Raw genomic sequence first — 23,853 nt, 5'->3', positions numbered from 1 at the left:
CCGTCGGCCGGACCGGATTGCCGTCTGGCGTGCGTACCACCCTTCTTTCAAAGGCGCCTACCAATGACCCTTATATTCAGTTCGTTACTTCTGTCATTTGGCGTTTTTGCGCGAATGGTTGTTCCCGTGATCCTGATCAGCGCCGCTTCGTTTGTGGTTTGGGCTGTACTGGGTATCGTTACACTCGGCTTCGCAAGCTACGTCAGCGGACCAGTCACAGCCATGTTCATCAGCCTGTTCGGCATTCGCGTGGCGTTGGCAGTAAAGGGTGATTTACGCCAGACTGACTTCAAGATTCTGGCACTGAACTCGTTTATGTACGGGGTCTTCTTTTTTGTCGTGGTGGGCGGTTTGGTCTTGCTTGCTAACGCCATCGCTGTTCTGGTCGCCATGTGGCAGGTCGGCGTACCCATTTCGTTGGATGCGTTCAAGAACACACCGCAATCCACCCAAGTTGCCTTTGCCTTGATCGCGGTGAGCATCAAGATAGCCGTCGTCGTCGTGGTTCTGACGGTTACTTACGCCATCATGGCGGTGCCGCTGGCAAATGCTGCCAGAGAAGCGGGCCACAGAACGCCAAGCAATGGTTTCTTTTATGGCCTCGGACGCAGCTTTCTGCCGCTGTTCTGCATCTTTTTCGTGTCTTTCTTCCTGCAGTTTTATTTTGAACTGTTAACGCTTCTGTTCGCGGTTCTACCACTCGTCGTATCCATAATTTCCATCGTTACGGGGCAGGCTTTGCCGGATTTTGACCTGGATATCATACTCCAAGGCATAGCCGCCTTAGCCGGGCTTTTGTGGCTGAATTCGTGGATCTGGTCGGCATCGGCTCTGGCCCTGTTGAAGTTTGACGGAAGCCCCGAGGCCCAGAGGAAACCAGTGCAACCCACAGACCCTGAAACTGAGACTGACATTCGCGCGCTGCGCAAATCTCGCGAGCGGTCGTTTTGAGTTTGGGCAGGTGTTCGGCTGATTTTCGATCTGTCGAGGCTGATGATCGCCCACGAAAGTGAGACCTCTTTTAATTCGGCCCATTCTCATGTATGCGCGCGGTATCTGAGACGTTGTGCCCTGACCCCGGCACTCGAATGGAAGATAAATTGGGGTCGGCGGCAATGGGGCCGCCATGCAAACGGGAGACCCGGAGGGCCGGGAGTGCTCCCATCTAGGATACGCATATGTTTGATGTAACTAAGAAATCGATGCAGTGGGGCGAAGAGACGCTCACACTGGAAACTGGCAAAGTTGCGCGCCAGGCCGACGGCACCGTGATTGCCACGCTGGGCGAAACCAGCGTCATGGCGAACGTAACCTTTGCCAAGCAACAAAAGCCCGGTCAGGATTTTTTCCCGCTGACCGTGCATTATCAAGAGAAATACTATGCCGCCGGTAAGGTTCCGGGTGGCTTCTTCAAGCGCGAGGCGCGCCCGACCGAGAAAGAGACGCTGACCGCGCGTCTGATCGACCGTCCGATCCGCCCGCTGTTCGTTGACGGCTTCAAAAACGAAGTTCTGGTGATGTGCACCGTGCTGAGCCACGATCTGGTCAACGACCCTGACATCGTTGCGATGATCGCCGCTTCGGCTGCCCTGACCATCTCGGGCGCACCGTTCCGTGGTCCGATCGCAGGTGCCCGCGTTGGTTTCGTGGATGGCGAATATGTCCTGAACCCGACCGTGGACGACATGCAGGACCTGCGCCTGAACCCGGAACAGCGTCTGGACCTGGTTGTTGCTGGCACCAAGAACGCCGTGATGATGGTTGAATCCGAAGCTTACGAGCTGTCCGAGGCTGAAATGCTGGGCGCCGTGAACTTCGCGCATGAGCAGATCCAGCCGGTTCTGGACCTGATCATCGATCTGGCCGAAGAAACCGCCAAAGAGCCGTTTGAATTCGAAGCGCCCGATTATTCGGAACTGTACGCTGCCGTTGCAGCCGCCGGTGAAGAGCAGATGCGCGCCGCCTTCGCGATCACCGACAAGCAAGAGCGCACCGCCGCTGTTGCCGCTGCCCGGGAAGCGATCAAGGAAGCGCTGACCGAGGAACAGCTGGAAGACGGCAACCTGGGTTCGGCGATGAAAAAGCTGGAAGCAGGCATCCTGCGCGGCGACGTTGTCAAAGGCGGCAAGCGCATCGACGGTCGCTCGACCACCGATGTCCGTGCCATCGATGCTGAAACCTCACTGCTGCCGCGTACGCACGGTTCTGCCCTGTTCACCCGTGGTGAAACACAGGCGCTGGCAGTGACCACGCTGGGCACCGGTGACGACGAACAGTTCATCGACGCACTGCACGGCAACTTCAAATCGAACTTCCTGCTACACTACAACTTCCCTCCGTATTCGGTTGGTGAAGTTGGCCGCGTTGGTTCGCCCGGTCGCCGCGAAATCGGTCACGGCAAGCTGGCATGGCGCGCGCTGCAGGCTGTTCTGCCCGCACCGACCGACTTCCCCTATACCATCCGTGTGGTGTCGGAGATCACTGAATCCAACGGCTCGTCCTCGATGGCTTCTGTCTGCGGCGGTTCGCTGTCGATGATGGATGCGGGTGTTCCGCTGAAAGCTCCGGTTGCCGGTGTTGCCATGGGTCTGATCCTTGAAGATGACGGTGATTACGCTGTTCTGACCGACATCCTGGGTGACGAAGACCACTTGGGTGACATGGACTTCAAAGTGGCAGGTACCGAGAACGGCATCACCTCGCTGCAGATGGACATCAAGGTCGCAGGCATCACGCCGCAGATCATGGAAACCGCTCTGGCACAGGCCAAAGAAGGCCGGATGCACATTCTGGGCGAGATGGGCAAAGCCCTGTCCGAGACCAACGAATTCTCGGTCCACGCCCCGCGCATCGAGACCATGAACATCCCGACCGACAAGATCCGTGAAGTGATCGGCTCGGGCGGTAAGGTCATCCGCGAGATCGTGGAAACCTCGGGTGCCAAGGTCGACATCAACGACGACGGCGTCATCAAGATCGCCTCGCCCGACGGTGAATCGATCAAGAAGGCCTATGACATGATCTATTCGATCGTGGCCGAGCCAGAAGAAGGTCAGGTCTACACCGGCAAAGTGGTCAAGATCGTCGACTTCGGTGCCTTCGTGAACTTCTTTGGCAAGCGCGATGGTCTGGTACACGTGTCCCAGATCGAAAACCGCCGCCTGAACCACCCGTCGGATGTTCTGAAGGAAGGTCAGGAAGTAAAGGTCAAGCTGCTGGGCTTTGACGACCGCGGCAAGGTGCGCCTGTCGATGAAAGTTGTCGATCAGGAAACCGGCGAAGAGATCGTTCCCGAGAAGAAAGAAAAGAAAGAGGAAGGCGCAGAATAATCTGCCCACCTTTTGACTGATGAAGGCCCCGGTGGATACACCGGGGCCTTTTTTGTGCCAGCACGACCTTTCGCGACTTAGCTGTACTGCACGTCTGCAGATCACGCTGCACTCAACAAGCGGTGAAAGTCCCTATGAAGACACACGCAAAAAGTGTATCATTTCATTATAGATTTAACCTCTTGTTGTGATTGGATGACTTTCAGCCATGGAATTTATCACAATTTACGAGATCAACAGCGATCCTCTGAGTAACACCAATGTCGTAGTGCTGAACGCTTATCAGGTCGAAATCATCGATACTGATGACAGCCTCGAAGACCCGGATGCGGATGGAAATCCGCAGCTTGATGTCAGCGGTGTACCCGGGTTCATCGGCAACTCTACGAACTTTCAGGTGTTTGAGACTTACAGCGGCAACGTCGGCGGGAATCCGGTCACCTTTACGCTGCTTCAGTTCTCAAATCCCCAATATGTCGTCGTCACTTCTGGCGAAGTGTCGGTTGGGGACACGATTGCGAATACCAACAACTCGATCGTTACTGCGCCGCCAACCGAATACGACACCATACCCACCTTCGTATGTTTCACTGCTGGCTCAAGAATCCTAACCCCGACAGGTCTGCGCCGGATAGAAACACTGAAACCCGGTGACCACGTGGTAACCGCTGATGGCAGTTGCAAACCCCTGCGCTGGGTCGGCAAACGCCGCTTGTCAGCACATGAGTTGAAGATCGACTCTCATCTTTGCCCCATTCGCATTCGGGCAAACAGTTTTTCCAAAGGCTGCCCCCAGCGCGACTTGCTTGTCTCGCCTCAACATCGGATCGCGGTCACATCCGCGTCGATGGAGTTGTACTATGCCGACAGCATGATGCTGGCCCCTGCAAAGGGCATGGTCGATGGCCGGGATATCACGCAGATGCCACCCGATCAGGATGTCATATACATCCATCTGCTGTTCGACAGTCACGAGCTGGTCAAAGTTGAAGGCGTCTGGTCTGAGTCATTCTATCCCGGTGACACCACGATGAGTGCGGTTTCACCTGCAACCAGGCGCGAGCTTTTCGAGCTTTTCCCCGAATTGACGTTGAATGCAAAGAGTTACGGTCCGACTGTGCTGCCGGTCCTGAAACCCTATGAGGTACGCGCGCTGCAATCCGAGCTGTCGGTTCCAGTGGGGCTGTCAGCTGATTGCACCGCGCCAGAGGCTGTCAGGCTTTCATAGCCGTACAAAGCGACCTTAGTAGGAAGCATTTGCCACTGTGGCACCTTTGTCTGGATCATAAAGTCCGCCACCCAAATGCGCATGACCCCAGCGCATGATCTGCAACAAGGCAGGCTCCAACTCTCGTCCCCGGGGTGTGAGTTGATATCGATAGCGAACAGGCCGGTCCTGATAGGCCTCGCGCTCGACCAATCCCCATTCCATCAGTCGTTTCAAACGTTGGGACAACAAGTTCGGCGGCAAATGTTCTTCGCTGTTTTGGAGTTCCTGAAACGTATGTTTTCCGTGCCACATCAGATCGCGCACCACCAGAAGGGTCCATTTATCTCCCAGGATTTCAAGACTGCGCGCAATGGAGCAGCGGGAGCGAAATTCATGATCGGCTTGAGTCATGTCATCCTCTGGTCAGGCAATGCACACATCGGTTTACTCTAGTAACTTAAAAAATGGAAGCTTGATGTAAATAGTAACTTAATTTATGGAAGTTACTACTCTCACCTTCGAAAGACCTGATCATGCTCGCCATCGGAAACACACCTCTCATCAAGCTGACCCGTCTGACCGGACCGGATCACGCCGACATCTATGTTAAGTGGGAGGGGGCAAACCCGACGGGCAGCATGAAAGACCGTATGGCCTTGTCGATGATCGAAGGCGCAGAACGGCGCGGTGAACTGAAACCCGGAGGGCGCGTCGTCGAATATACGGGCGGTAGCACCGGAAGTTCGCTTGCAATGGTTTGCGCAACGCGCGGTTATGAGGCGCATTTTGTATCCTCGAACGGGTTTTCCGAAGAAAAGCTACAGACGATGCGGGCCTTTGGCGCCGGAGTCGAGATTGTTCATGCAGAAGGCGGTGTGCTGACTGCCGATGTGATCAACCGGATGATCGCACGGGCCAAGGAACTGACCGGCGAACCCGGTACATTCTGGCCGGATCAGGTCAACAACATGGACAATAAGCTGGGTTACCACGGCATGGCGCAGGAGATTCTGACACAGGCCAGCCGCCCAATCGATGCCTTTGTCATGGCTGCCGGAGGGGGTGGCTGTATCTCTGGCAATGCCGAGGTTCTGAAAGCCCACAATCCGGGGACCGAAATCGTTGCGATCGAACCCTACCATGTCCGCAACATCTCGGGCGGGGATACGGGCGGTACGCACAAGCTTGAAGGGATCGGGCTTTCCTTTGTGCCTGCGATACTACGCCGGGACCTTATCGACTCGGTTATCCCGGTGAAGGATGAAGACGCTTATTGGGGCGCCCGAACGCTGGCCCATAGCGAGGGTCTGCTTGGCGGGGTTACGTCCGGTGCGAACATTTGGGCAGCCCTACAAAAAGCCCGGGAACTTGGACCGGGTAAAACCGTGGTGACCGTGATCATCGACACCGGTCTGCGTTACTTGAAAGACAATTTGCACGGCTAGTCAGCCATGATGCTGAACCGGGCAGCGTCTGGCCCGTCGACATGCGATGATTTCACTTGAGAGGTATCGAGCCAAAGCCCGTGGTTGCCCCGACTCGCGATTGAGCCGGGGCATCCTGATCAGTAAGTGCGTTTCAGATCGCTGTAGGCACCGCGCAGTTTCACGGTCACCGTGATGTCCTGCTTGTCCCGGTTGCGCCAAAACCAGCCGTGATTGCCATCAAAGGCTGCAACCAGATCGCCGCGGTCGTCGGTCTTGCCCCTGCCCTTTTCATAGCTGATCGACTGATCCGAATTGTCGCCATGCAGATCAAAGTTGATGCGCCCACCTTCGGCGACCCACTCATATTCTGCGACGGCACCTTCTTCCATGACCAACTTCCACTCGATCCCTTCGCCCGGTGTCAGGGTGAATGAAAATTCGTCTGACCAGGGCTCAGTGCTTTCTTGTGCATAGGCGGCCCCAACAAAGGCCCCCATGATATCCAGCAGCAGATTCGATTGCTCGTCACTTGCCGCCTGTGCATCCCGGGCGGCCTCATCCGCCAGTTCGGTCTTGATCTCACCCATTTCGGTCAGCCCTAGAACCCGGCCAATCCGCGTGGGATCAATACCGTACTCTGCTGGCAAAACGATGGTGATCAGAATGGCCACGGCCGCAATCGCGGCGATAATGGTGGACCGAATGAGTTGCTGCGAGCTTGGCAGCTCCTCAGGGGAAGGTTTTTCAGAGTTGTACATGTGTTTCTCCGCGAATTCAGGTTGTGGTGAAAAGGCCGGTGAGCTGATAGCCAATCAGGACAAAGCCGGCTGACATCATCATCACGTTGACCGTGTAGGCGTGTTTCCAGAAGAACGGGGACTTTCGCCAAAAACCCATGACGATCAGGATCATCGCCAGGGCCAGCATCTGGCCAATCTCGACCCCGACATTGAAGGCCAGAAGGTTGGGCAGCAGCCCGTCCTGCGGAATGTCATAATCAAGGATTTTGGTCGCCAGACCGAGGCCGTGGAAAAACCCAAAGATCAGCGTCGCCAGCTTGGTATTTGGCTGAAACCCGAACCAGCGCTGATAAGCGCCCAGATTGTCCAACGCCTTGTAGACGACGGACAGGCCGATGATCGCGTCAACGATATAGGCGTTGACGTTCCAACCGAAGTAAACCCCTGCCAGCATGGTCGTGGAATGCCCAAGGGCAAATATGCTGACATAGGTGGCGACGTGTTTGGCCCTGTACAGGAAAAACACGACTCCGAACAGGAACAGGATATGGTCATATCCCGTCACCATGTGCTTGGCGCCAAGATAGGCAAAGGGGATCAGTTTGACGCCCCAGATCTGCTGGATATAGCCGGCATCACCGGCGGTTACATTATGCGCGGCGGCATAGGTTGCACTGAACCCGAGCGCCGCAAGGATAAGGGTTGCCAGAAGCAGGGATTGGCGCATCGCCAACCCGCCCCAGCCCCTTTGGACTGCGTGCATGAGAATATCTCCGCTTTTTTGTAGGAATGATCTTTGAGCCCGCCATAGGGCGGGACAGATCAGACGCGCGGAGGTCGTTCGAGCCGATAAACCGGATTGGGTGGGTCGACGAACGGGTCCAGAACCCCGGCCAGCCGGTACTCCGTAACCGGCAGGGCCGAACCATTGCGGATCAGAATGGCCGAGCTGTGGTCGTGATCGGCCACATCATGACTGTGACCGTGCAACGACCAGTAACGATCGACGCTGTCGCCATGTGAATGCCCGTGATCGTCGTGAATAGCCTCAGCACGGGCTTCGGTCAGCAGAAAATCTGTTGGGTGCGAAAACGACGGGGCCAGCGACCAGACGAGCAGTGACAGGGCCATAACCGAAACGAAGACCCGTCTCGTCCAATTCCTGATATCTTTGCCCGGTTCCAGTTGCACTTTAAGCTCTTACATCGGCCTTGCTGAGACCCCTGCCCTCAACCTGACCTACCCCCGTTTGGAATTTCAGAGCAATCCCTAAATTGGCATCAACCACCATGCCGCACTGCAGGTGGCGAATGACTGCCGGTTGGCGGCAAAGCAAAGGACAATTCACGAGCAGAATTTATTCGCTCACGCAGCGCCAACTAAGAGTGACCCGGCGTGAAGGCCCGGAGCCTTCCTTTTGCTGCCCTCTCTCCCACATGTGCGCCATGCACCATTCGGAACAAAGGACACAGTTATGGTTACTCGTCTTCTCCTGACATCGGCCGCCCTGACGCTGAGCGCATCGGCATTGGCCGCCCAAAGCCTGTCGGACGGCGCCTATATTCAGGGCTTTATTGGATACAGCCAACTGCAGGACAGCGACTTCTCGGGCACAATCGGCGCTGCGACTCAGTCGGTCGATACGGATTTTGATGGTGGATACGGGCTTGGCCTGGCCATAGGTAAGGAAATACCACAATGGTCGAACGACAATGTCGGCACACGGATCGAGCTGGAACTGTCCTATCGAGACAATGATGTGGATGGTGTGAATTTCTCGGGCAACGGCCCGGCGCCCGAAGGCAACGTGTCGGGCGATGTCAGCCAGACCTCGTTGTTTGCCAACGTGCTGTTTGACTTCAAACAGAGCGGCAAGGTCACTCCATTTGCCGGGTTTGGTCTGGGCGCCACCTATTCTGATCTGAACTTTGTCTATGGACCCGGCGTAGCACTGGATGACAGCGACACCAATTTTGCGGCACAGCTGATTGCGGGTGTGGCCTATGAAATCAACAGCTCAACCGCGTTTACCGTCGATGCCCGCTATTCCCGTGCCTTCGATGTGTCCTCGCAACGGCTGGCACCAAACGGAGCGTCGACCGGCACGGTTGAGGATGATCTGGATACGTTCAGCGTGAACTTCGGTCTGCGCTACAGCTTCTGAACGCAGCACAGGGGAAACGTCTCGGTTCCGTTTCCTCTACCCGCGTGCCCTGTATCTGAAGGATCAGGGCACGCGGAATTTCAGAAGGGTTTAACCCTTACTCAGGCGCTTTGGTCTTGCGCAGGTAGGGGAAGATTGTCTCAAACTCGCCAAATTTCTCTTTGGCGTCTTCGTTCGAGACGGTCGGCGGGATGATTACATCCTCACCCGGAACCCAGTTTGCCGGCGTCGCGACACCTTTGGCGCTCATCTGCAGACCATCCAGCGCGCGCAGGATTTCGGCAAAGTTCCGACCAACAGTCATTGGATAGGTCATCGACAGTTTCAGTTGCTTGTCCGGGCCAATGATAAAGACCGAGCGCACAGTGGCGCTGTCGGCAGGCGTACGGCCATCGGGCAGATAGGCTTCGGCCGGCAGCATGTCGAAGGCTTTCGACACGGCCAGACCATCATCAGCGATAATCGGGAAACCGGGGTTGGCCTTGCCGTATTCCTCGATGTCCTTTTTCCACTTCTTGTGGTCCTCGACACCATCGACCGACACACCAATGACCTTGGTGTTCCGCGCCGCCCATTCGTCGTTCAACTGTGCAACGGCCGAAAACTCGGTGGTGCAGACAGGGGTGAAGTCCTTGGGGTGCGAGAACAGGATGGCCCAACTGTCGCCAATCCAGTCGTGAAACTGAACGGTGCCCTGATCCGTTTCAGCGGTGAAATTCGGGACGGTATCGTTGATGCGCAAACCCATTAGGAATCTCCTTTCCTGTGAAAAACTCCGAGTCGGTTGATGCCAACCTAATCACTTTGCGCAGAGGTTAAACCATTCATGTTGCTCTGTCAGAAGATTTGGCAGATACATAATTTGATCAAATTATGATTTCCCACTTGCCCCGCATCGGGTCGGGTGACAGAGTGCCCTAGAAAACCGACCGATCGGTCGATTGATTTCTGCTCCGGAGGATGAGCCATGATCGAAAAACGCGATTTCTATATCAACGGCAAATGGGTCGCCCCCTCGGCGGCAAATGATTTCCAGGTAATCAACCCGTCGACCGAAGAGCCCTGTGCCGTGATTTCTCTGGGGGCCGAAGCTGATACGAATGCTGCGGTCGCCGCCGCCAAGGCAGCGCTGCCCGGCTGGATGGAAACGCCAGTGGAAGAGCGTATCGCGCTGGTGGAAAAGCTGATCGAAATCTACCAGACCCGCGCCGAAGATCTAGCGCAGGCCATGTCGCTGGAAATGGGCGCGCCGATCAACATGTCGCGTACACAGCAGGTTGGTGCCGGGACCTGGCATCTGAAAAACTTCATCCGAGCAGCCAAGGCGTTTCAGTTCGATCGCCCGCTGGGGGATCATGCCCCCAACGACCGCATCATTTATGAAGCCGTAGGTGTTGCCGCGCTGATCACGCCATGGAACTGGCCGATGAATCAGGTCACGCTCAAGGTCGGTGCAGCAGCCATCGCAGGCTGCACGATGGTGCTGAAACCATCCGAGCAGAGCCCGCTGAACGCGATGATCTTTGCCGAGATGATGGATGAGGCAGGCTTCCCCGCCGGTGTCTTCAATCTGGTGAACGGGGACGGTGCCGGCGTTGGTTCGCAGCTTTCGGGGCACCCCGATGTGGATATGGTCAGCTTCACCGGTTCGACCCGCGCCGGAACCGCGATTTCCAAGAATGCAGCCGATACGCTGAAGAAGGTGCATCTGGAATTGGGTGGCAAAGGTGCGAATGTCGTCTTTGCCGATGCCGATGAAAAGGCGGTCAAGCGGGGTGTTCTGCACATGATGAACAACACCGGCCAGAGCTGTAACGCACCCAGCCGTATGCTGGTGCAGCGCCCGATCTACGATCAGGCTGTTGAGACTGCGGCAGAGGTTGCAAACAAAGTTGCTGTTGGCCCCGCTCAGGACGAAGGTCGCCATATCGGTCCCGTCGTGAACGAGGTGCAGTGGGGCAAGATTCAGGACCTGATCCAAAAGGGCATCGATGAAGGTGCGCGTCTGGTTGCAGGTGGCACCGGACGCCCCGAAGGTCTCAACAAGGGCTATTATGTACGTCCGACCGTCTTTGCCGATGCGAACAATCAGATGACCATCGCGCGCGAAGAGATATTTGGCCCGGTTCTGACCATGATCCCCTTCGACACCGAAGAGGAAGCCATCGAGATTGCCAATGACACCCCTTACGGCCTGACCAACTATGTCCAGACACAGGATGGCGCACGCGCCAATCGGATGGCACGGCATCTGCGCTCGGGCATGGTCGAGATGAATGGCCAGTCCCGCGCGGCTGGCTCACCCTTTGGCGGTATGAAACAGTCAGGCAACGGGCGCGAAGGCGGCCTTTGGGGTCTGGAAGACTTTCTTGAGGTCAAAGCGGTTGGCGGCTGGGCTGCAGAGTAAGCATTCCGCTTGCTGATGATCTAAGGCGAGGCACGGTTTCGTGCCTCGCTTTTTTCTGTCAGGCAGGTCGCACGATCAGCTGTGGCTCTCCGTTCGATGTATGCCGGGTGGATCGGCCGTCCCAGCCAATTTCGCCCGTAACACGCTGACGAAACGCCGAGAAACTGTCGAATTGAACCACGTCTACCGGCGTATCAAAATGCAGGGTTATGCGTCGATGAGAGCCGTCGCCCATCATGGTTAAACCCCGGATTTCTGCTGAAAAAGACTGTCCGAGATAGCGGCCCTCGACCCGGTCGCCGACCCGAAGCCGCATCCGGTTGCCCGCCATTGCATGCAGCGTATTCCAGTCCTTTACACCATGCTGATGCGCAACTGTTTCCAGCGCCTCGCTGTGGGACAGCTTAACACCAGCGCCGCGCAGTCGTTCACGCAGCCGCCTCGCCTGCGTCTTCAATTCTTCAATCGAAGCGATGTTTTTCGTATTTGCCATTCTTTGCCTCGTTTCCTTTAACGGGCGCGAAGTCTGGACGGTGTTCGCATTGCCATCCGCGCGCCAGAAATGGGGCATCAGATGTTAGTTCAATCGGGTTTCACCATGGCCAACGACCGCGAACGGCAGGGTTCCCGAACCTGCGCAATTCCTGACATCGGTCACACGAACTGTCAATTGGCCACCGCTGCCTTCAGCTCAGAATCCGGCTCGAGATGGATTACAAATACCGACCCCGGGTATTTTTTCAGCAGCGCCTCTTCGATATCGTCGCAGATGTCATGAGCAGCAGCCACTGACATATCGCCGGCTACGACAAGGTGGAACTCGACGAAAATGACGCTTGCTGACCTGCGACCCCTCAGATCGTGATACTCCAGCGCGGGTCCGAGATTGGCATCGATCGCTGCGCGAACGGTTTGCAGATCCTGTTCAGACAATGAGGCATCCATGAGCCCGTCAACAGAGGAACGAATGACTTTCCAGCCCTCCCAAAGGATGTTCAGAGCGACCAGAATGGCGATAATCGGATCAAGGATCAGCCAGCCCGTAGCCAGCGCAAATAGAAGACCCACAACAACCCCGACAGAGGTCATGACATCGGTGAAAATGTGCTTTGAGCTGGCCTCCAGCGCGGGCGATTTCTCGCGTCTTCCAACGCGCAGCAGAATGACAGCCCAAGCGCCGTTGATGCAGGTCGCGACGGCGTTGACAGCTATTCCGATCATCGGAGCATGATCCAAATGCGGAGATGGCAGCGCCGAGACAGCCTCGCGAATGATCAACAACGCCGCCAGAACGATCAACGTCCCTTCAGCAACGGCCGAGAGATACTCGGCCTTCTTATGCCCAAAAGGGTGTTTCTTGTCCGGTGGTCGGCCCGAAATCTGCACCGCAAAATAGGCCAGAAGTGCGGCCGCAACATTCACAATGGACTCGAGCGCATCCGAAAGCAGCGCGACCGAGCCAGTCAGCCACCAGGCCAACAGCTTCAGCAGCAACACGGCAAGGGACACCGGAATGGACCAGGCGGCAAACTTCTGAGACATCAGCCTAATTTCTTGCGTCATCCCCTATCGTCTACCACAAGGGTCAGGCTTGGGGGCGGCTTTTTTCAGCCGACGCCTATGCGTCGGCCTGCGCTGCCTCATAGGCCAGCATCGCACGCTTGACGGGCAGCCCCCAGTGATAACCACCCAAGCCACCGGATTTGCGCAAGGCGCGATGGCAGGGGATCAGCCAGCTGACCGGATTGCGCCCGACCGCCGTGCCCACCGCGCGAACGGCTTGTGGCGATCCCACTCGCTGGGCGATCTCGGAATATGTCGTGACCTGGCCCGATGGTATTTGCATCAACGCCTCCCACACTTTGATCTGCAGCGGTGAGCCGATCAGAAAGAGCGGTGTAGGCTCTAACCTTTCACTTTCTGCCCCGAATGCACTAAGCACCCATGGTCGCAGAAGCATCGGGTCTTCGACAAATCTGGCCTTGGGCCAGCGAGAGAGCATGTCTTCCATCGCTTCTTCCTCGCCAGTTTCCGCACCAAAAGCCATGCCGCAGATACCCTTGTCGGTGCCCATGACCAATGCAGGGCCGAACGGGCTTTCGAACCAACCCCAATAGATGGTCAGGCCTTCGCCCTTGCGGGCATATTCGCCGGGGCTCATCGCTTCCCATTTGAGAAACAGATCGTGCAGGCGTCCACTGCCGGACAGCCCCACATTGTGGGCGGTTTCCAAAGTCGTGAACCGTTCCCGCAACAGCGCCTTGGCATGCCCAAGGGTCAGGTATTGCTGATATCGCTTTGGCGAAACTCCGGTCCAGCGTGAGAACAGCCGCTGAAAATGCGCAGGGCTCATATCCATCTGACGTGCAAGTTCATCAAGGCTGAGCGTTTCACCGCCCTGATCGATCAACTCGATCGCGCGCCGCATGACGTTGTAGTGATAGCCGGTTTCTGGGTTCTGTACGTTCATGTTGCACCTCTTCGCTTACATAAACATTACCTCGCCCTGACCAATGCCGCGACCCGGAACCTGCGCATATATTTGTCAACTGAGTTGACGAATCGCTTTGCGCCTATCTAGATTAAGGGCATGGGACATTCATTGGATCAGCTCTATCAGGCAGTTCAGGCCACGCGGCCCCTGCTGCGCAACATCACCGCCGCGGTTGAACGCGGCAGCAATCGTGAAGGCGTAACTGTAGGACAACGTGCCATCCTTGAGGGGCTATCCCTTTTCCCCGGAGCGACAGCCCCGCAGTTATGCACCGAGTTGCAGCTGAAACGGCAATACGTCGCGCGCATCCTGCAGGAAGTGATGAAGGCCGGTCTGATCGACAGTCGCGCCAACCCCAAGCGCGCGCGTTCTTACTGCTATCGGCTGACACCCACAGGCCAAGACATCATCACCGCGATCCGAGCAGATGAGATGTCAAAACTGGCCAGTTTTTCCAAAGACTTCTCTCCCGAAGAGCTTGCGACTTACCATAAGGTACAACTGGCGCTCACACGGTTTTTTGCCGATCTGGCTGAGGAGGTATGAGATGTCGGTTCTTTGGATCATCGTCGCCGGAATTGTGATCGCGGTTCTCTATATTCTCATTGAAATTCGCAGGATCGGTACACCCACAACAGGACCGGCAATTGATTTGGCCGTGCGCCCGAAAACAGCGCTGGTGGTGATCGACATGCAGACTGACTTCACCTCGGCACCCGGATGGGATGCCGCTGAGTTGGATGCAGCAATTTCGAACATAAGAGACTCCGTCAAGCAGGCCCGCGAGGACAGGATGCCCGTGATCGCCATTCGGCACGTTTTCAAGGGCAAGCTGGCGAACCTGCTGAACGGCTGGTTCAATCAGGGGCGTGGCAATGAAGGGTCGGCCGGGATCGAGACCGATCCGCGCCTCGGACTGAATGCGGATACGGAGTTTGTAAAAACCGTAGGCGATGCCTTTTCCTCGACCGCGTTTGAGCAGTTTTTGGAAGACAACCAGATCGGAACCCTGATCCTGACCGGACTTGATGGATGCCATTGCGTCAACAAGACAGCGCAGGGGGCGCTGAACCGGGGCTATCGGGTACACATCGATCCGACAGCTGTTCTGGCAGCCAATCCAGCACATTGGGCGAAGGTTAAAGAGAAACTGGAGGTAAAGGGGGCGGAACTCCGCGGGCTATCGGCGTGATACTCCTATAGCAGCCACCCAACACTCAGCCATTCGTGTTGCCAATTCCCGGCCTTTTCAATTGCGAGCAGCGATCCGGCAGGGCATACCGTGCTGGATGGCTAAACAACTCGACTACCACACGATCCGCGAGATCTTTACACGCTTTCAACAGGCCGACCCGGAACCCAAGGGCGAGCTTGATCATGTGAACGTCTACACCCTGGTCGTGGCAGTGGCGCTGTCAGCGCAAGCGACCGATGCGGGTGTCAACAAGGCGACACGCGAACTGTTCAAAATCGCTGACACGCCGCAGAAGATGCTGGATCTGGGCGAAGAGGGTCTGATCGAACATATCAAGACCATCGGCCTGTTCCGTCAGAAAGCCAAAAATGTCATCAAGCTGAGCCGCATTCTGGTCGAAGACTACGGCGGTGAAGTCCCTAATTCTCGTGCCGCCCTGCAATCTTTGCCCGGCGTCGGGCGAAAAACCGCCAACGTGGTTCTGAATATGTGGTGGCATTATCCGGCGCAGGCAGTAGACACGCATATCTTTCGGGTCGGTAACCGCACCGGTATCTGTCCCGGTAAAAACGTCGACGTTGTTGAACGCGCTATCGAGGACAACATACCAACCGATTTTCAGCTGCATGCGCATCACTGGCTGATCCTGCATGGCCGCTATCACTGCAAGGCACGCAAACCGATGTGCCCCACCTGTATCATCCGCGATCTTTGCGAATTTGAGGATAAAAACCTATGAAAACTTACCAGCTGACGGGCATCGGGAATGCCGTTGTGGACGTGATTTCCCAAGCCGACGACAGTTTCCTGGAGCTGATGGGCATTGAAAAAGGCATCATGCAGCTGATCGAGCAGGAACGCGGCGAAGTGTTGTATGCCTCGATGGAATCACGGGTGCAGACGCCCGGCGGCTCGGTTGCCAACACGATTGCGGGTGCCGGTGCGCTGGGACTGGATGCAGCCTTTATCGGCCGCGTGCATGACGATGCGCTGGGTCGGTTCTATGCGGATGCGATGAATGAAGACGGTGTTGATTTTGTGAACCCACCGGTGCCGGGCGGCGAGCTGCCAACCTCGCGTTCGATGATCTTTGTCTCGCCCGATGGTGAGCGGTCGATGAACACCTATCTGGGGATTTCTTCGGAACTGTCATCCGAGGACGTGTCCGGGGATGTGGCAGGCAACAGCCAGATCATGTTCCTGGAAGGCTACCTGTTCGACAAGGAAAAGGGCAAAGCCGCGTTTCTTGAGGCAGCGCGCAATTGCCACAAGGGCGGCGGCAAGGCGGGCATCGCGATTTCCGATCCGTTCTGCGTCGAACGCCACCGGGTCGATTTCCTGCTGCTGATTGAGAACGAGCTGGATTTCGTCATCGGTAACGAAGCGGAAATCAAATCGCTGTTCGAAACCGATGATCTGGAGGACGCACTGGCCAAAACCGGTGAGATCTGCCCGCTGGTTGTTTGCACCCGTTCCGGTGACGGGGTGACCGTTCTGAACGAAGGCAAGCGCATCGACGTGGCAGTGGAAAAGGTTGTACCGGTGGATGCAACCGGCGCAGGCGATCAGTTCGCTGCCGGCTTCCTGTTCGGAATGGCCACAGGCCGCGACTATGAAACCTGCGCCCGTATCGGCAATGCCTGTGCCCGTGAAGTGATCAGCCACATTGGCCCACGGCCCGAAGCAAACATGCTGGAGCTGCTGCGCGAAGAAGGGCTGCTGTAAGCGGTCTTTCAGGATCCAGCGGCGGCATCATTCAGCGCCCAGTCATACTCATATCCGCTGATGCGGGAGGTTTGAGACAGACGGGCGCTGAGAGCCGGATCCGCCGCAGTCGCAAGATAAGCAAGCACGGCCCGGTCGTCTGGCCCGAAATCCTCTCGGAACCAGATGTAGATCTTTGACAGGATCAGCCGCCCGCGGGTGTCAAACCTGACGCCGCGCGGGTCGTTAACGTAGGCATTTTCGGCGACCGAGAAATCACGTTCGAGCGTCTCAGCCTGCCACGCCCGATCCATCAGGTTCGGACACCCCACCGCAGCGCAGTTCAACGCGTAATGAATTCGTGGTTCGTTGAATGTAGGTCGTATGATGCGGTGTTCGATATCGTTCAGCGTCAGGACCTGACCCGCGACCTGCGCCAAAGGCCGATCCCACGGGCCAAAGGAAAACGCACCATCTGTAATGTCGCGGATCGAAGCGACGGGATAGTTTTCAAGGATCAGGTCCACGGTCAGTGCGTTATAAAGATTGATCCAATAGGCCAGTTGCTGATCACGTGTCAGACGGGCAGGATCAACCGATTGAAGATCACTCAGGTACTGGTCCAATCGAGTTTGATCAGCCTGAGTGACCTGCGCATAGGCGACCCTGTTTACCCCTTGTGTGTCGGTAGCGACGTAGCGCGCGAGAAAGCTGCTCCAATCGCGATGATCGACACGATCACCGGGCGGTTGCGCCGCGCGGGTCAGATTGGTGTCGGCAAACGGCACAGCACTGGGCAGCGCCAGACGTTCGACACTGGCGCAAGCCGCCAGAAGAGGCAGAAGCAGGATGAGCCAAAGAGCTTTCATGATTTTCCCTTCCGGTTCTGACGCCGCGCACGCAGCTGACCTTTGAGCTTCTTGATCGGGGCCTGTTCAGGACTATCCAGACCGGGCAACTCAGGGTGGCGGGACAGATCTCGCATGGCAGAGTTCCACCAATAGGTCCCCATTGGACCGTCAACTTTGTCAGGCATGGCCAGATGCAGGTCACGCTGGGCGTTGTGAACACACATGGACAACGGGCCGTTGCCCGTGGCGACCATGAACACACAGGACGCACAGCGATCTTCCTCCAGCGCGTCGGCAGCCATGAAGTTATGGATGAATACCGCCTGTCGCCTGACCCGACCACGCAACAGACCCATCCCCAATCGAAGGACACAGCCCGCAAGATGCGCAGCGGCCCGCAAGGCAAGGCCCGGCCTCCGAAGAACCAACCGCCGAACGCTGTCGCGCGTGTCGAGATATGCATCCGCCGATCTGTCCATCTGCTCCAATGCGGCGATTACCTGTTGCACCAGACGCTGATGCGACAGGACGGAAATCGCCCGCCCACCGGCGGTCAGGACAGAAGCGTATCGATTACATCCGGAATGCCCGACCGCCGCCGCATCGAAATGCAGTGGGGTGCCATACCCCTGCTCCACCGCCCGCATGACACTGCTCTGTGTGATTGAATCCGGTCGCTCACGCAGAACACCCCTGCCGGTGTCGGCCTGCATCTGGAAGGAGACAAATGCGATCTCGGGCTGGTCCCGCATGAACCGCGCCAATGCGGGGAGATCGGACAGATTGCCATCAAACACAGTTGTGTTGAACAAAATGCGCAGACCAAGCCCGTGCGCTGCGACTATGTAGTTGCGACGTACGGTGTTCAGCTCAATCTCGCTGTCAAAACCTTTGCGCTCTTGGGTCATGTCCACGTGAAACGCCACATCGTCCAAACCTGCCGCTGCCAGTCGGGACAAGAACGCGCGACTCGCGCGGATACCGTTGGTCATCAAACACGACCGCATTCCAAGGCGGCGAATTTCACGGCAAAGCGCCTCAAGATCCTCGACTTTGCGCAGGGTTGGGTCACCTCCGGTGAGTTGCACCGAAACACCCGGGCCATAATGGCTGTGGATCGTGGCCAGCCGCGCAAAGAGAACCGACAAAGGCGGATCATAGGTCATCTCCGCCCGATCCGAGAGGTAGCAGAGCGTACAATCAAGATTGCATCGCTGGGTCACCTCAAGCGCAACACAGGCGATCGGATAAAAGCGGCCCGCGGTTTGAGAATGTCCGTATTCGCCACATCCTTGCAAACCTTCCCGCAAAGTCGCACGACGGTCGGAGCCGCGAAACACTCGCCCTGCGGGAACGACATTGGAATGGCCTGGCGCGATATCTTTCATACGCGCCAAGCTAAAGCTGCAGTTTATGGCGGACCACGCCCCCTCACGGCAACGTGCTGGGCGGTGATCACATCAGCCGCAGCAACCGCCTGACACTTTGGCAGCCGGGGCGGTCGGTGCTTCATCGATGTTTGCACCACGACCCAACCATGTGCGTTCCGCCAGATAGAAGTCAGTAAACCGGCCGAGAAAATCCTCAGAGACCGATTTCTGCGGAAGACCTGTGTCCAGCAATGACTGCTGCCATGCCTTCACCTTTGGATAGGCGGCAAGCATGTCATGGCCACTGTGGTCTGACACAATCGCTGCACGATGCAGCAGTGGCAACCAGGCCATATCCACATTGCCAAGCGTCGCCCCCGAGAAATAGGGGCCTTCACCAAGCTGGCTTTCGGCCTTCTCGAAGGACTTGCTCAGCTTTTCCATACGCTCATCAAAGATAGCTTTGTCCGCGCTTTGCATGGTGCTGCATTGTACGAGATAGTGTTTGCTGGCTTGATAGCTCCATGCCCGGTTGAGCGCACGCTGCTCGGGCGTCAGATCTGCCTGCAGAGGGGCGGTGATTTCATCGATATATTCGACAATCGCATCGGATTCGAACAGAGACACGCCACCCTCGGTGACCAGAACCGGAACCTGCCCTGTCGGGGACAGCTCAAGAAACCAATCCGGCTTGTCGCTGAGGCTGATATAGTCGATCTGATAGGGTACCTGTTTGGCTTCGAGCATGGCGGTCACACGCTGAACGAAGGGGCAGATTTTGAAACTAATGATACGGATCATTTGTCTTTCCTTTTGGTGGTTTCATCTGTCAGACGAAGCCCGCGCCCAAAAGACGACGTTCAGATCAACAATTTTTGCAGCTGGCCGGTTTTTCCTGAACGTCCGAGATGTTTCCCCGCACGTCCATCGAAATATTGCAGCATGCCTCAAATGCCTTGCGCAATTCCGCCCGCCCCTTTTGAACGCGTGATTTCAGGGTCGAGTAGGACAGACCGTGTTGCTCAGCATAATCTCGCTGCGACATACCCTGTATATCAATGGCCATCAGCATCTCTGCAGTTTCTTCAGGCAGGCCGAGAATGAAGGGTTCGACACAGCCCTCGAGATCCTGACGCGTTTCCGGATCGTCCCGGTGATACCAAAGATCATCTGGATGCGCGGCGGACCGGCCGGATTTACGGTAGAAATCAATGATGGTTCGGTCGGCGGTCTGAAACAACCAAGGCTGCAGCCTGGCCGGATCCTGCAGACCGGGCAGACCGGTGAACACCTTGATCGAGATATCCTGCAACAAGTCATCCACATCCGCAGGGTTTGAGACCCGCGAATGAAGAAACGCCTTCAGGCGGGCGCGGTACTTGGGCCAGATATCATCAATACGCATGTCACGTCCCTACGGCTGGTTCAGCCCGGATTATGACAGGTGAGCGTCGAAAGCAGCAACCACCTGCTCATACACTGCGCGTTTGAAGGGAACGATTTCCTCGACTGAGCAGTTGAAATCGCACCACGCAGAAAAGTCAGCTCCAGACGTCCAAAATTTGCCTCAGTCTCACTTTAAGTCTTTGCTGACTAATTTGAGATCGGTTTTTTTTATGACACTTCGAGTAGCTGTTTTGGTAGACGGCGATAATCTTAGTCCCGTCCATGCGGAAAACATTCACAAGATTGCCCGGAGATTTGGCCAGATCGATATCTCACGGGTTTATTTGAACGCTCAGAGTCATTCAGCCTGGCATGATGCCACTGCGTATCACCTCATCCACAGCGGAACAGGAAAGAACGCCACAGACCTGCTGTTGGCCATTGACGGTATTGAGTTTGCTTTACAACGTGACATTGCGACCATTGTAATCGCCAGTTCTGACGGAGATTTTGTGCACCTTCACCGCCGGTTGCGCGAGCATGGCGTAACCACAATTGGCGCAGGTGAGGCAAAGACCCCGGAAGTGGTTCGCAAAGCGTGCTCGAAGTTCTGTGAACTCGAGGCTTTGTCAGGTAGTTCCAAAACCGGCGCGGTCGAAAAGCCCGTCTCTGAAATGGATCAACAGATCCGGACCATCATAGCTGCCAACAGCAAGAACGGGGCAGGAATGCGGCTGATGATACTCGGGGCAAAGATGCATCGGCAACACGGCGTTAAGATCAGTGAAAGCCAGGAAAAAACATGGCGGCGATATCTGCAATCCAAACCAGAATTGTATGATCTGGATGAAGCGGGACAGAATACTAATGTGCGATTCAAACCACAGGGGTTCTCACGGCAGGCCTAGGTCAGATTGTCCGCAAAGGCAGCAACCACCTGCTCATACACTACGCGTTTAAAGGGAACGATTTCCTCAATCAGACGATTGGGCTCTTGCCATTTCCAGTGCGTGAATTCGGGATGTTCCGTCTGGATATTGATCTGGTCGTCACGACCGGTGAACCGCATCAGGAACCATTTCTGCTCTTGCCCGCGGTAGCGGCCTTTCCAAATCTTCGGCACGATGTCGTGGGGCAGGTCATAGGGCAGCCAACCGTCGGTCTCGGCGATGATCTCAACCAGATCAGCCGTCACACCGGTTTCTTCCCATAGTTCGCGCAGGGCTGCATCGCGGGGGTTTTCGCCCTTGTCTACGCCGCCCTGGGGCATTTGCCAGGCGTCCTTGTGGCGGTCATTGCGCTGACCCACGAAAATCTTGCCGTCGGCATTCATCAGCATCAGGCCAACGCAGGGGCGATAGGGCAGTTTGGCAATGTCTTCAGGGGTCATGCGCGGCCTCATGGGTTTGGTCTGCCCACCTCTAACAAGCGTCGCGACGGCAGCAAAGGGGGTGACGTTAGGTTTCGCGTGACAAAGGTTACGTGCACGTCAATTTAGTTGTGCACTGCAGGCAGGGAGAGTTGCGATGACTGCGTACCCAAACATGCTGGCCCCGCTGGATCTGGGCTTTACCACGTTGAAGAACCGCGTCCTGATGGGTTCGATGCATACCGGGCTGGAAGAGACTGGTGACTGGAACCGTGTTGCCGAGTTTTATGCCGACCGGGCGCGTGGCGGTGTAGCGCTGATGGTGACCGGTGGAATCGGTCCCAATCTGGAAGGTTCGGTACTGCCCGGTGCTGCGATGATGACGACCGACAAAGACGTCGCCAATCATTCCATCGTGACGGACCGCGTACACGAGGCGGGTGGCAAGATCGCCATGCAAATCCTGCATGCCGGACGTTATTCCTATGGGCCGAAATGTGTAGCGCCGAGCCCGGTGAAATCCCCGATCTCACCTTTCCCGCCGAACGAACTGGACGAAGACGGGATCGAGAAGCAGATCAGCGACATCGTCAACGCCGCCGTGCTTGCTCAGAAAGCCGGATATGACGGGGTCGAGATCATGGGGTCAGAAGGGTATTTCCTCAACCAGTTCCTTGTGACCCATACCAACAAGCGCGAAGACCGCTGGGGTGGGTCTTATGAGAATCGTATGCGCCTGCCCATCGAAGTAGTGCGCCGCACACGCGAAGCGGTGGGAACGGATTTCATCATCATCTACCGTCTGTCGATGATCGATCTGGTGCCCAATGGCTCGACCCATGATGAGGTCGTCCAATTAGCGCAAGAGATCGAGAAGTCCGGAGCCACCATCATCAACACCGGTATCGGCTGGCACGAGGCGCGCATTCCGACGATTGCAACCTCTGTACCCCGGGCGGCATTTGCCTGGGTGACCAAAAAGCTGATGGGCAAGGTATCGATCCCGATTATCACCTCGAACCGAATCAACACGCCGGAAGTGGCCGAAGAGGTGCTGTCGACTGGTTGCGCCGACATGGTCTCACTGGCTCGTCCGATGCTGGCGGATGCGGATTTCGTCAACAAGGCGATTGCTGGAAATGGGGCAAAGATAGCCCCCTGCATCGCCTGCAATCAGGCCTGTCTGGATCACACATTCGGCGGCAAACTGACATCATGTCTGGTGAACCCGCGTGCGTGCCATGAAACAGAGCTGGTGATCGGCAAAACCGATGCTACGAAAAAGGTCGCCATCGTAGGCGCAGGACCGGCGGGTTTGTCCACAGCGATGACCGCCGCCCAGCGCGGCCATGACGTCACCCTGTTTGACCGGGCCGACGAGATCGGCGGACAACTGAACATGGCCAAGCAGGTTCCCGGCAAAGAGGAATTCTGGGGGCTGGTCGACTGGTATCGGACAATGATTGCTGATCTGGGCGTCACGGTTGAATTGGGTCGCGAAGTTGGCGCAAACGATCTGAGTGGATTTGACGAAGTGATCATTGCCACTGGCGTCACCCCGCGCGACCCGCAGATTCCCGGTCAGGATCGTGACAATGTCCTGAGTTACATCGACGTCCTGCGCGGCAAGGCTCCGGTCGGAGAGTCCGTCGCGGTGATCGGGGCCGGTGGCATCGGTTTTGATGTCTCGGAGTTCCTGCTTGAGGACGGCCACAGCCCAACTACAGATCTGCCGCTGTGGATGAAGGAATGGGGCGTGACCGACCCCGCCGAACATCGGTCCGGTTTAGCACCCGAAGGCCCGCAACCCGAAGCGCCCGCACGTGAGATCACGCTATTGCAGCGCAAGAAACAGGCCCATGGCAAGGGGCTGGGTAAAACAACCGGATGGATTCACCGGGCGACGTTGAAGATGAAGAACGTTAATTTTGTCGGCGGGGTGAATTACGAACGCATCGATGACGAAGGCCTGCATGTCAGCTTTGGCGAGGAGCGGTCGGACCCGACCGTAATCGCGGCAGATACCATTGTGTTGTGCGCCGGTCAGGTCTCAGACCGTAGTTTGGCGGATGATCTGATCGAACGCGGGATCACACCTCATGTGATCGGCGGCGCGGATGTGGCGGCTGAACTGGATGCCAAACGAGCGATTAATCAGGGTACGCGACTGGCGGCAGCGCTCTGATTTTCAGAGCCGTGGCAACGCG

Annotated in this window: 25 protein-coding genes; 12 read left to right on the top strand and 13 right to left on the bottom strand. The window is 56.6% G+C overall.

All coding sequences use genetic code 11. The annotated features are described in order from the left end of the window. Positions 1-63 precede the first annotated feature (63 nt). The 3 genes from GOX61_RS19445 to GOX61_RS19435 all read left to right on the top strand — a co-directional run bounded on the left by GOX61_RS19445 (position 64) and on the right by GOX61_RS19435 (position 4,557). On the top strand, positions 64-951 hold the full coding sequence (locus GOX61_RS19445) for a hypothetical protein (RefSeq protein WP_170336422.1): 888 nt from the start codon (positions 64-66) through the stop codon (positions 949-951). Positions 952-1,178: 227 nt separating this feature from the next. Next, positions 1,179-3,329, top strand: coding sequence for a polyribonucleotide nucleotidyltransferase (pnp, locus tag GOX61_RS19440; RefSeq protein ID WP_170336420.1), 2,151 nt, complete (start codon positions 1,179-1,181; stop codon positions 3,327-3,329). Positions 3,330-3,537: 208 nt separating this feature from the next. Beyond that, positions 3,538-4,557: a Hint domain-containing protein gene (locus GOX61_RS19435; RefSeq protein WP_170336419.1), complete on the top strand. Its 1,020-nt coding sequence runs from the start codon at positions 3,538-3,540 to the stop codon at positions 4,555-4,557. A gap of 15 nt (positions 4,558-4,572) precedes the next feature. On the opposite strand, the gene GOX61_RS19430 is transcribed toward GOX61_RS19435, so the two are convergent. Continuing rightward, positions 4,573-4,950: a winged helix-turn-helix transcriptional regulator gene (locus GOX61_RS19430; protein WP_170336417.1), complete on the bottom strand. Its 378-nt coding sequence runs from the start codon at positions 4,948-4,950 to the stop codon at positions 4,573-4,575. A 122-nt stretch (positions 4,951-5,072) separates the two neighbouring features. On the opposite strand from GOX61_RS19430, the gene GOX61_RS19425 reads away from it, so the two are divergent. Further along, positions 5,073-5,984 (top strand): PLP-dependent cysteine synthase family protein, encoded by a 912-nt coding sequence (locus GOX61_RS19425; protein ID WP_170336416.1) that lies wholly within the window; start codon positions 5,073-5,075, stop codon positions 5,982-5,984. Between the two features lie 119 nt (positions 5,985-6,103). Here GOX61_RS19425 and GOX61_RS19420 read toward each other — a convergent pair whose 3' ends face one another. Genes GOX61_RS19420 through GOX61_RS19410 form a run of 3 tightly spaced genes read right to left on the bottom strand, consistent with a single transcriptional unit; the run spans position 6,104 to position 7,837 of the window. Continuing rightward, entirely contained in the window at positions 6,104-6,724 is a 621-nt protein-coding gene (locus GOX61_RS19420; RefSeq protein ID WP_170336414.1) for a transmembrane anchor protein, read from the bottom strand. Positions 6,725-6,740: 16 nt separating this feature from the next. Further along, a complete protein-coding gene (locus tag GOX61_RS19415; protein ID WP_170336413.1) occupies positions 6,741-7,469 on the bottom strand; it encodes a HupE/UreJ family protein in 729 nt (242 codons plus the stop codon). A gap of 59 nt (positions 7,470-7,528) precedes the next feature. Next, positions 7,529-7,837, bottom strand: a complete 309-nt coding sequence (locus GOX61_RS19410; protein WP_170336411.1) for a hypothetical protein — start codon at positions 7,835-7,837, stop codon at positions 7,529-7,531. A gap of 343 nt (positions 7,838-8,180) precedes the next feature. Here GOX61_RS19410 and GOX61_RS19405 point away from each other — a divergent pair, with 343 nt between their 5' ends. Then, entirely contained in the window at positions 8,181-8,870 is a 690-nt protein-coding gene (locus GOX61_RS19405) for an outer membrane protein (protein WP_170336409.1), read from the top strand. Positions 8,871-8,967: 97 nt separating this feature from the next. Here the strand turns inward: GOX61_RS19405 and GOX61_RS19400 are convergent, their stop codons facing one another. Then, a complete protein-coding gene (locus GOX61_RS19400; RefSeq protein WP_155146372.1) occupies positions 8,968-9,618 on the bottom strand; it encodes a peroxiredoxin in 651 nt (216 codons plus the stop codon). Positions 9,619-9,837: 219 nt separating this feature from the next. On the opposite strand from GOX61_RS19400, the gene GOX61_RS19395 reads away from it, so the two are divergent. Next, positions 9,838-11,277 carry an aldehyde dehydrogenase family protein gene (locus GOX61_RS19395; protein ID WP_170336407.1) on the top strand — a complete coding sequence of 480 codons (1,440 nt, stop codon included), beginning with the start codon at positions 9,838-9,840 and terminating at the stop codon, positions 11,275-11,277. Between the two features lie 58 nt (positions 11,278-11,335). Here GOX61_RS19395 and GOX61_RS19390 read toward each other — a convergent pair whose 3' ends face one another. The 3 genes from GOX61_RS19390 to GOX61_RS19380 form a co-directional block, all read right to left on the bottom strand. Next, the gene (locus GOX61_RS19390; RefSeq protein ID WP_170336405.1) at positions 11,336-11,770 is read right to left on the bottom strand and encodes a glyoxalase superfamily protein; all 435 of its coding nucleotides are present in this window, start codon (positions 11,768-11,770) and stop codon (positions 11,336-11,338) included. A gap of 173 nt (positions 11,771-11,943) precedes the next feature. Continuing rightward, entirely contained in the window at positions 11,944-12,819 is an 876-nt protein-coding gene (locus GOX61_RS19385; RefSeq protein WP_217353933.1) for a cation diffusion facilitator family transporter, read from the bottom strand. Between the two features lie 76 nt (positions 12,820-12,895). Then, a complete protein-coding gene (locus GOX61_RS19380; RefSeq protein ID WP_170336401.1) occupies positions 12,896-13,747 on the bottom strand; it encodes a methylated-DNA--[protein]-cysteine S-methyltransferase in 852 nt (283 codons plus the stop codon). A 120-nt stretch (positions 13,748-13,867) separates the two neighbouring features. On the opposite strand from GOX61_RS19380, the gene GOX61_RS19375 reads away from it, so the two are divergent. From GOX61_RS19375 to GOX61_RS19360, 4 genes are all read left to right on the top strand, one after another. Beyond that, a complete protein-coding gene (locus GOX61_RS19375) occupies positions 13,868-14,317 on the top strand; it encodes a MarR family winged helix-turn-helix transcriptional regulator (RefSeq protein WP_170336399.1) in 450 nt (149 codons plus the stop codon). A 1-nt stretch (position 14,318) separates the two neighbouring features. Next, positions 14,319-14,963, top strand: a complete 645-nt coding sequence (locus tag GOX61_RS19370) for a cysteine hydrolase (RefSeq protein ID WP_170336397.1) — start codon at positions 14,319-14,321, stop codon at positions 14,961-14,963. Positions 14,964-15,060: 97 nt separating this feature from the next. Next, entirely contained in the window at positions 15,061-15,705 is a 645-nt protein-coding gene (gene nth, locus GOX61_RS19365) for an endonuclease III (protein WP_155146386.1), read from the top strand. Beyond that, positions 15,702-16,691, top strand: a complete 990-nt coding sequence (locus GOX61_RS19360) for an adenosine kinase (protein ID WP_170336396.1) — start codon at positions 15,702-15,704, stop codon at positions 16,689-16,691. Before nth ends, GOX61_RS19360 begins: the two co-directional genes overlap by 4 nt. A gap of 8 nt (positions 16,692-16,699) precedes the next feature. On the opposite strand, the gene GOX61_RS19355 is transcribed toward GOX61_RS19360, so the two are convergent. The 4 genes from GOX61_RS19355 to sigZ all read right to left on the bottom strand — a co-directional run bounded on the left by GOX61_RS19355 (position 16,700) and on the right by sigZ (position 20,296). Continuing rightward, the gene (locus GOX61_RS19355; RefSeq protein ID WP_170336394.1) at positions 16,700-17,539 is read right to left on the bottom strand and encodes a DUF547 domain-containing protein; all 840 of its coding nucleotides are present in this window, start codon (positions 17,537-17,539) and stop codon (positions 16,700-16,702) included. Further along, positions 17,536-18,909: a radical SAM protein gene (locus GOX61_RS19350; protein WP_170336392.1), complete on the bottom strand. Its 1,374-nt coding sequence runs from the start codon at positions 18,907-18,909 to the stop codon at positions 17,536-17,538. The genes GOX61_RS19355 and GOX61_RS19350 overlap by 4 nt, the downstream gene beginning before the upstream one ends. 72 nt (positions 18,910-18,981) lie before the next feature. Then, on the bottom strand, positions 18,982-19,692 hold the full coding sequence (locus GOX61_RS19345; protein ID WP_170336390.1) for a glutathione S-transferase family protein: 711 nt from the start codon (positions 19,690-19,692) through the stop codon (positions 18,982-18,984). 64 nt (positions 19,693-19,756) lie between these two features. After that, positions 19,757-20,296 carry an RNA polymerase sigma factor SigZ gene (gene sigZ, locus GOX61_RS19340; RefSeq protein WP_170336389.1) on the bottom strand — a complete coding sequence of 180 codons (540 nt, stop codon included), beginning with the start codon at positions 20,294-20,296 and terminating at the stop codon, positions 19,757-19,759. Positions 20,297-20,507: 211 nt separating this feature from the next. Here sigZ and GOX61_RS19335 point away from each other — a divergent pair, with 211 nt between their 5' ends. Continuing rightward, positions 20,508-21,185 (top strand): NYN domain-containing protein, encoded by a 678-nt coding sequence (locus GOX61_RS19335; RefSeq protein WP_170336387.1) that lies wholly within the window; start codon positions 20,508-20,510, stop codon positions 21,183-21,185. On the opposite strand, the gene GOX61_RS19330 is transcribed toward GOX61_RS19335, so the two are convergent. After that, on the bottom strand, positions 21,182-21,667 hold the full coding sequence (locus GOX61_RS19330; RefSeq protein ID WP_170336385.1) for an RNA pyrophosphohydrolase: 486 nt from the start codon (positions 21,665-21,667) through the stop codon (positions 21,182-21,184). The two genes, GOX61_RS19335 and GOX61_RS19330, sit on opposite strands and share 4 nt — an antisense overlap. A gap of 136 nt (positions 21,668-21,803) precedes the next feature. Here GOX61_RS19330 and GOX61_RS19325 point away from each other — a divergent pair, with 136 nt between their 5' ends. Continuing rightward, a complete protein-coding gene (locus GOX61_RS19325; RefSeq protein ID WP_170336383.1) occupies positions 21,804-23,831 on the top strand; it encodes an NADPH-dependent 2,4-dienoyl-CoA reductase in 2,028 nt (675 codons plus the stop codon). Positions 23,832-23,853: the final 22 nt, after the last annotated feature.

Source organism: Ruegeria arenilitoris (genome assembly GCF_013030265.1).
Taxonomy (GTDB): domain Bacteria; phylum Pseudomonadota; class Alphaproteobacteria; order Rhodobacterales; family Rhodobacteraceae; genus Ruegeria; species Ruegeria arenilitoris_E.
Note: the sequence above shows the minus strand (reverse complement) of the source record. Positions and strands in the feature narration are given on the sequence as shown.

What these genes read in the sequence shown, in the direction of transcription:
- GOX61_RS19445 (WP_170336422.1), top strand. Translation starts at nt 64, where the DNA reads ATGACCCTTATATTCAGTTCGTTACTTCTGTCATTTGGCGTTTTTGCG.
- pnp (WP_170336420.1), top strand. Translation starts at nt 1,179, where the DNA reads ATGTTTGATGTAACTAAGAAATCGATGCAGTGGGGCGAAGAGACGCTC.
- GOX61_RS19435 (WP_170336419.1), top strand. Translation starts at nt 3,538, where the DNA reads ATGGAATTTATCACAATTTACGAGATCAACAGCGATCCTCTGAGTAAC.
- GOX61_RS19430 (WP_170336417.1), bottom strand. Translation starts at nt 4,950, where the DNA reads ATGACTCAAGCCGATCATGAATTTCGCTCCCGCTGCTCCATTGCGCGC.
- GOX61_RS19425 (WP_170336416.1), top strand. Translation starts at nt 5,073, where the DNA reads ATGCTCGCCATCGGAAACACACCTCTCATCAAGCTGACCCGTCTGACC.
- GOX61_RS19420 (WP_170336414.1), bottom strand. Translation starts at nt 6,724, where the DNA reads ATGTACAACTCTGAAAAACCTTCCCCTGAGGAGCTGCCAAGCTCGCAG.
- GOX61_RS19415 (WP_170336413.1), bottom strand. Translation starts at nt 7,469, where the DNA reads ATGCACGCAGTCCAAAGGGGCTGGGGCGGGTTGGCGATGCGCCAATCC.
- GOX61_RS19410 (WP_170336411.1), bottom strand. Translation starts at nt 7,837, where the DNA reads ATGGCCCTGTCACTGCTCGTCTGGTCGCTGGCCCCGTCGTTTTCGCAC.
- GOX61_RS19405 (WP_170336409.1), top strand. Translation starts at nt 8,181, where the DNA reads ATGGTTACTCGTCTTCTCCTGACATCGGCCGCCCTGACGCTGAGCGCA.
- GOX61_RS19400 (WP_155146372.1), bottom strand. Translation starts at nt 9,618, where the DNA reads ATGGGTTTGCGCATCAACGATACCGTCCCGAATTTCACCGCTGAAACG.
- GOX61_RS19395 (WP_170336407.1), top strand. Translation starts at nt 9,838, where the DNA reads ATGATCGAAAAACGCGATTTCTATATCAACGGCAAATGGGTCGCCCCC.
- GOX61_RS19390 (WP_170336405.1), bottom strand. Translation starts at nt 11,770, where the DNA reads ATGGCAAATACGAAAAACATCGCTTCGATTGAAGAATTGAAGACGCAG.
- GOX61_RS19385 (WP_217353933.1), bottom strand. Translation starts at nt 12,819, where the DNA reads ATGTCTCAGAAGTTTGCCGCCTGGTCCATTCCGGTGTCCCTTGCCGTG.
- GOX61_RS19380 (WP_170336401.1), bottom strand. Translation starts at nt 13,747, where the DNA reads ATGAACGTACAGAACCCAGAAACCGGCTATCACTACAACGTCATGCGG.
- GOX61_RS19375 (WP_170336399.1), top strand. Translation starts at nt 13,868, where the DNA reads ATGGGACATTCATTGGATCAGCTCTATCAGGCAGTTCAGGCCACGCGG.
- GOX61_RS19370 (WP_170336397.1), top strand. Translation starts at nt 14,319, where the DNA reads ATGTCGGTTCTTTGGATCATCGTCGCCGGAATTGTGATCGCGGTTCTC.
- nth (WP_155146386.1), top strand. Translation starts at nt 15,061, where the DNA reads ATGGCTAAACAACTCGACTACCACACGATCCGCGAGATCTTTACACGC.
- GOX61_RS19360 (WP_170336396.1), top strand. Translation starts at nt 15,702, where the DNA reads ATGAAAACTTACCAGCTGACGGGCATCGGGAATGCCGTTGTGGACGTG.
- GOX61_RS19355 (WP_170336394.1), bottom strand. Translation starts at nt 17,539, where the DNA reads ATGAAAGCTCTTTGGCTCATCCTGCTTCTGCCTCTTCTGGCGGCTTGC.
- GOX61_RS19350 (WP_170336392.1), bottom strand. Translation starts at nt 18,909, where the DNA reads ATGAAAGATATCGCGCCAGGCCATTCCAATGTCGTTCCCGCAGGGCGA.
- GOX61_RS19345 (WP_170336390.1), bottom strand. Translation starts at nt 19,692, where the DNA reads ATGATCCGTATCATTAGTTTCAAAATCTGCCCCTTCGTTCAGCGTGTG.
- sigZ (WP_170336389.1), bottom strand. Translation starts at nt 20,296, where the DNA reads ATGCGTATTGATGATATCTGGCCCAAGTACCGCGCCCGCCTGAAGGCG.
- GOX61_RS19335 (WP_170336387.1), top strand. Translation starts at nt 20,508, where the DNA reads ATGACACTTCGAGTAGCTGTTTTGGTAGACGGCGATAATCTTAGTCCC.
- GOX61_RS19330 (WP_170336385.1), bottom strand. Translation starts at nt 21,667, where the DNA reads ATGACCCCTGAAGACATTGCCAAACTGCCCTATCGCCCCTGCGTTGGC.
- GOX61_RS19325 (WP_170336383.1), top strand. Translation starts at nt 21,804, where the DNA reads ATGACTGCGTACCCAAACATGCTGGCCCCGCTGGATCTGGGCTTTACC.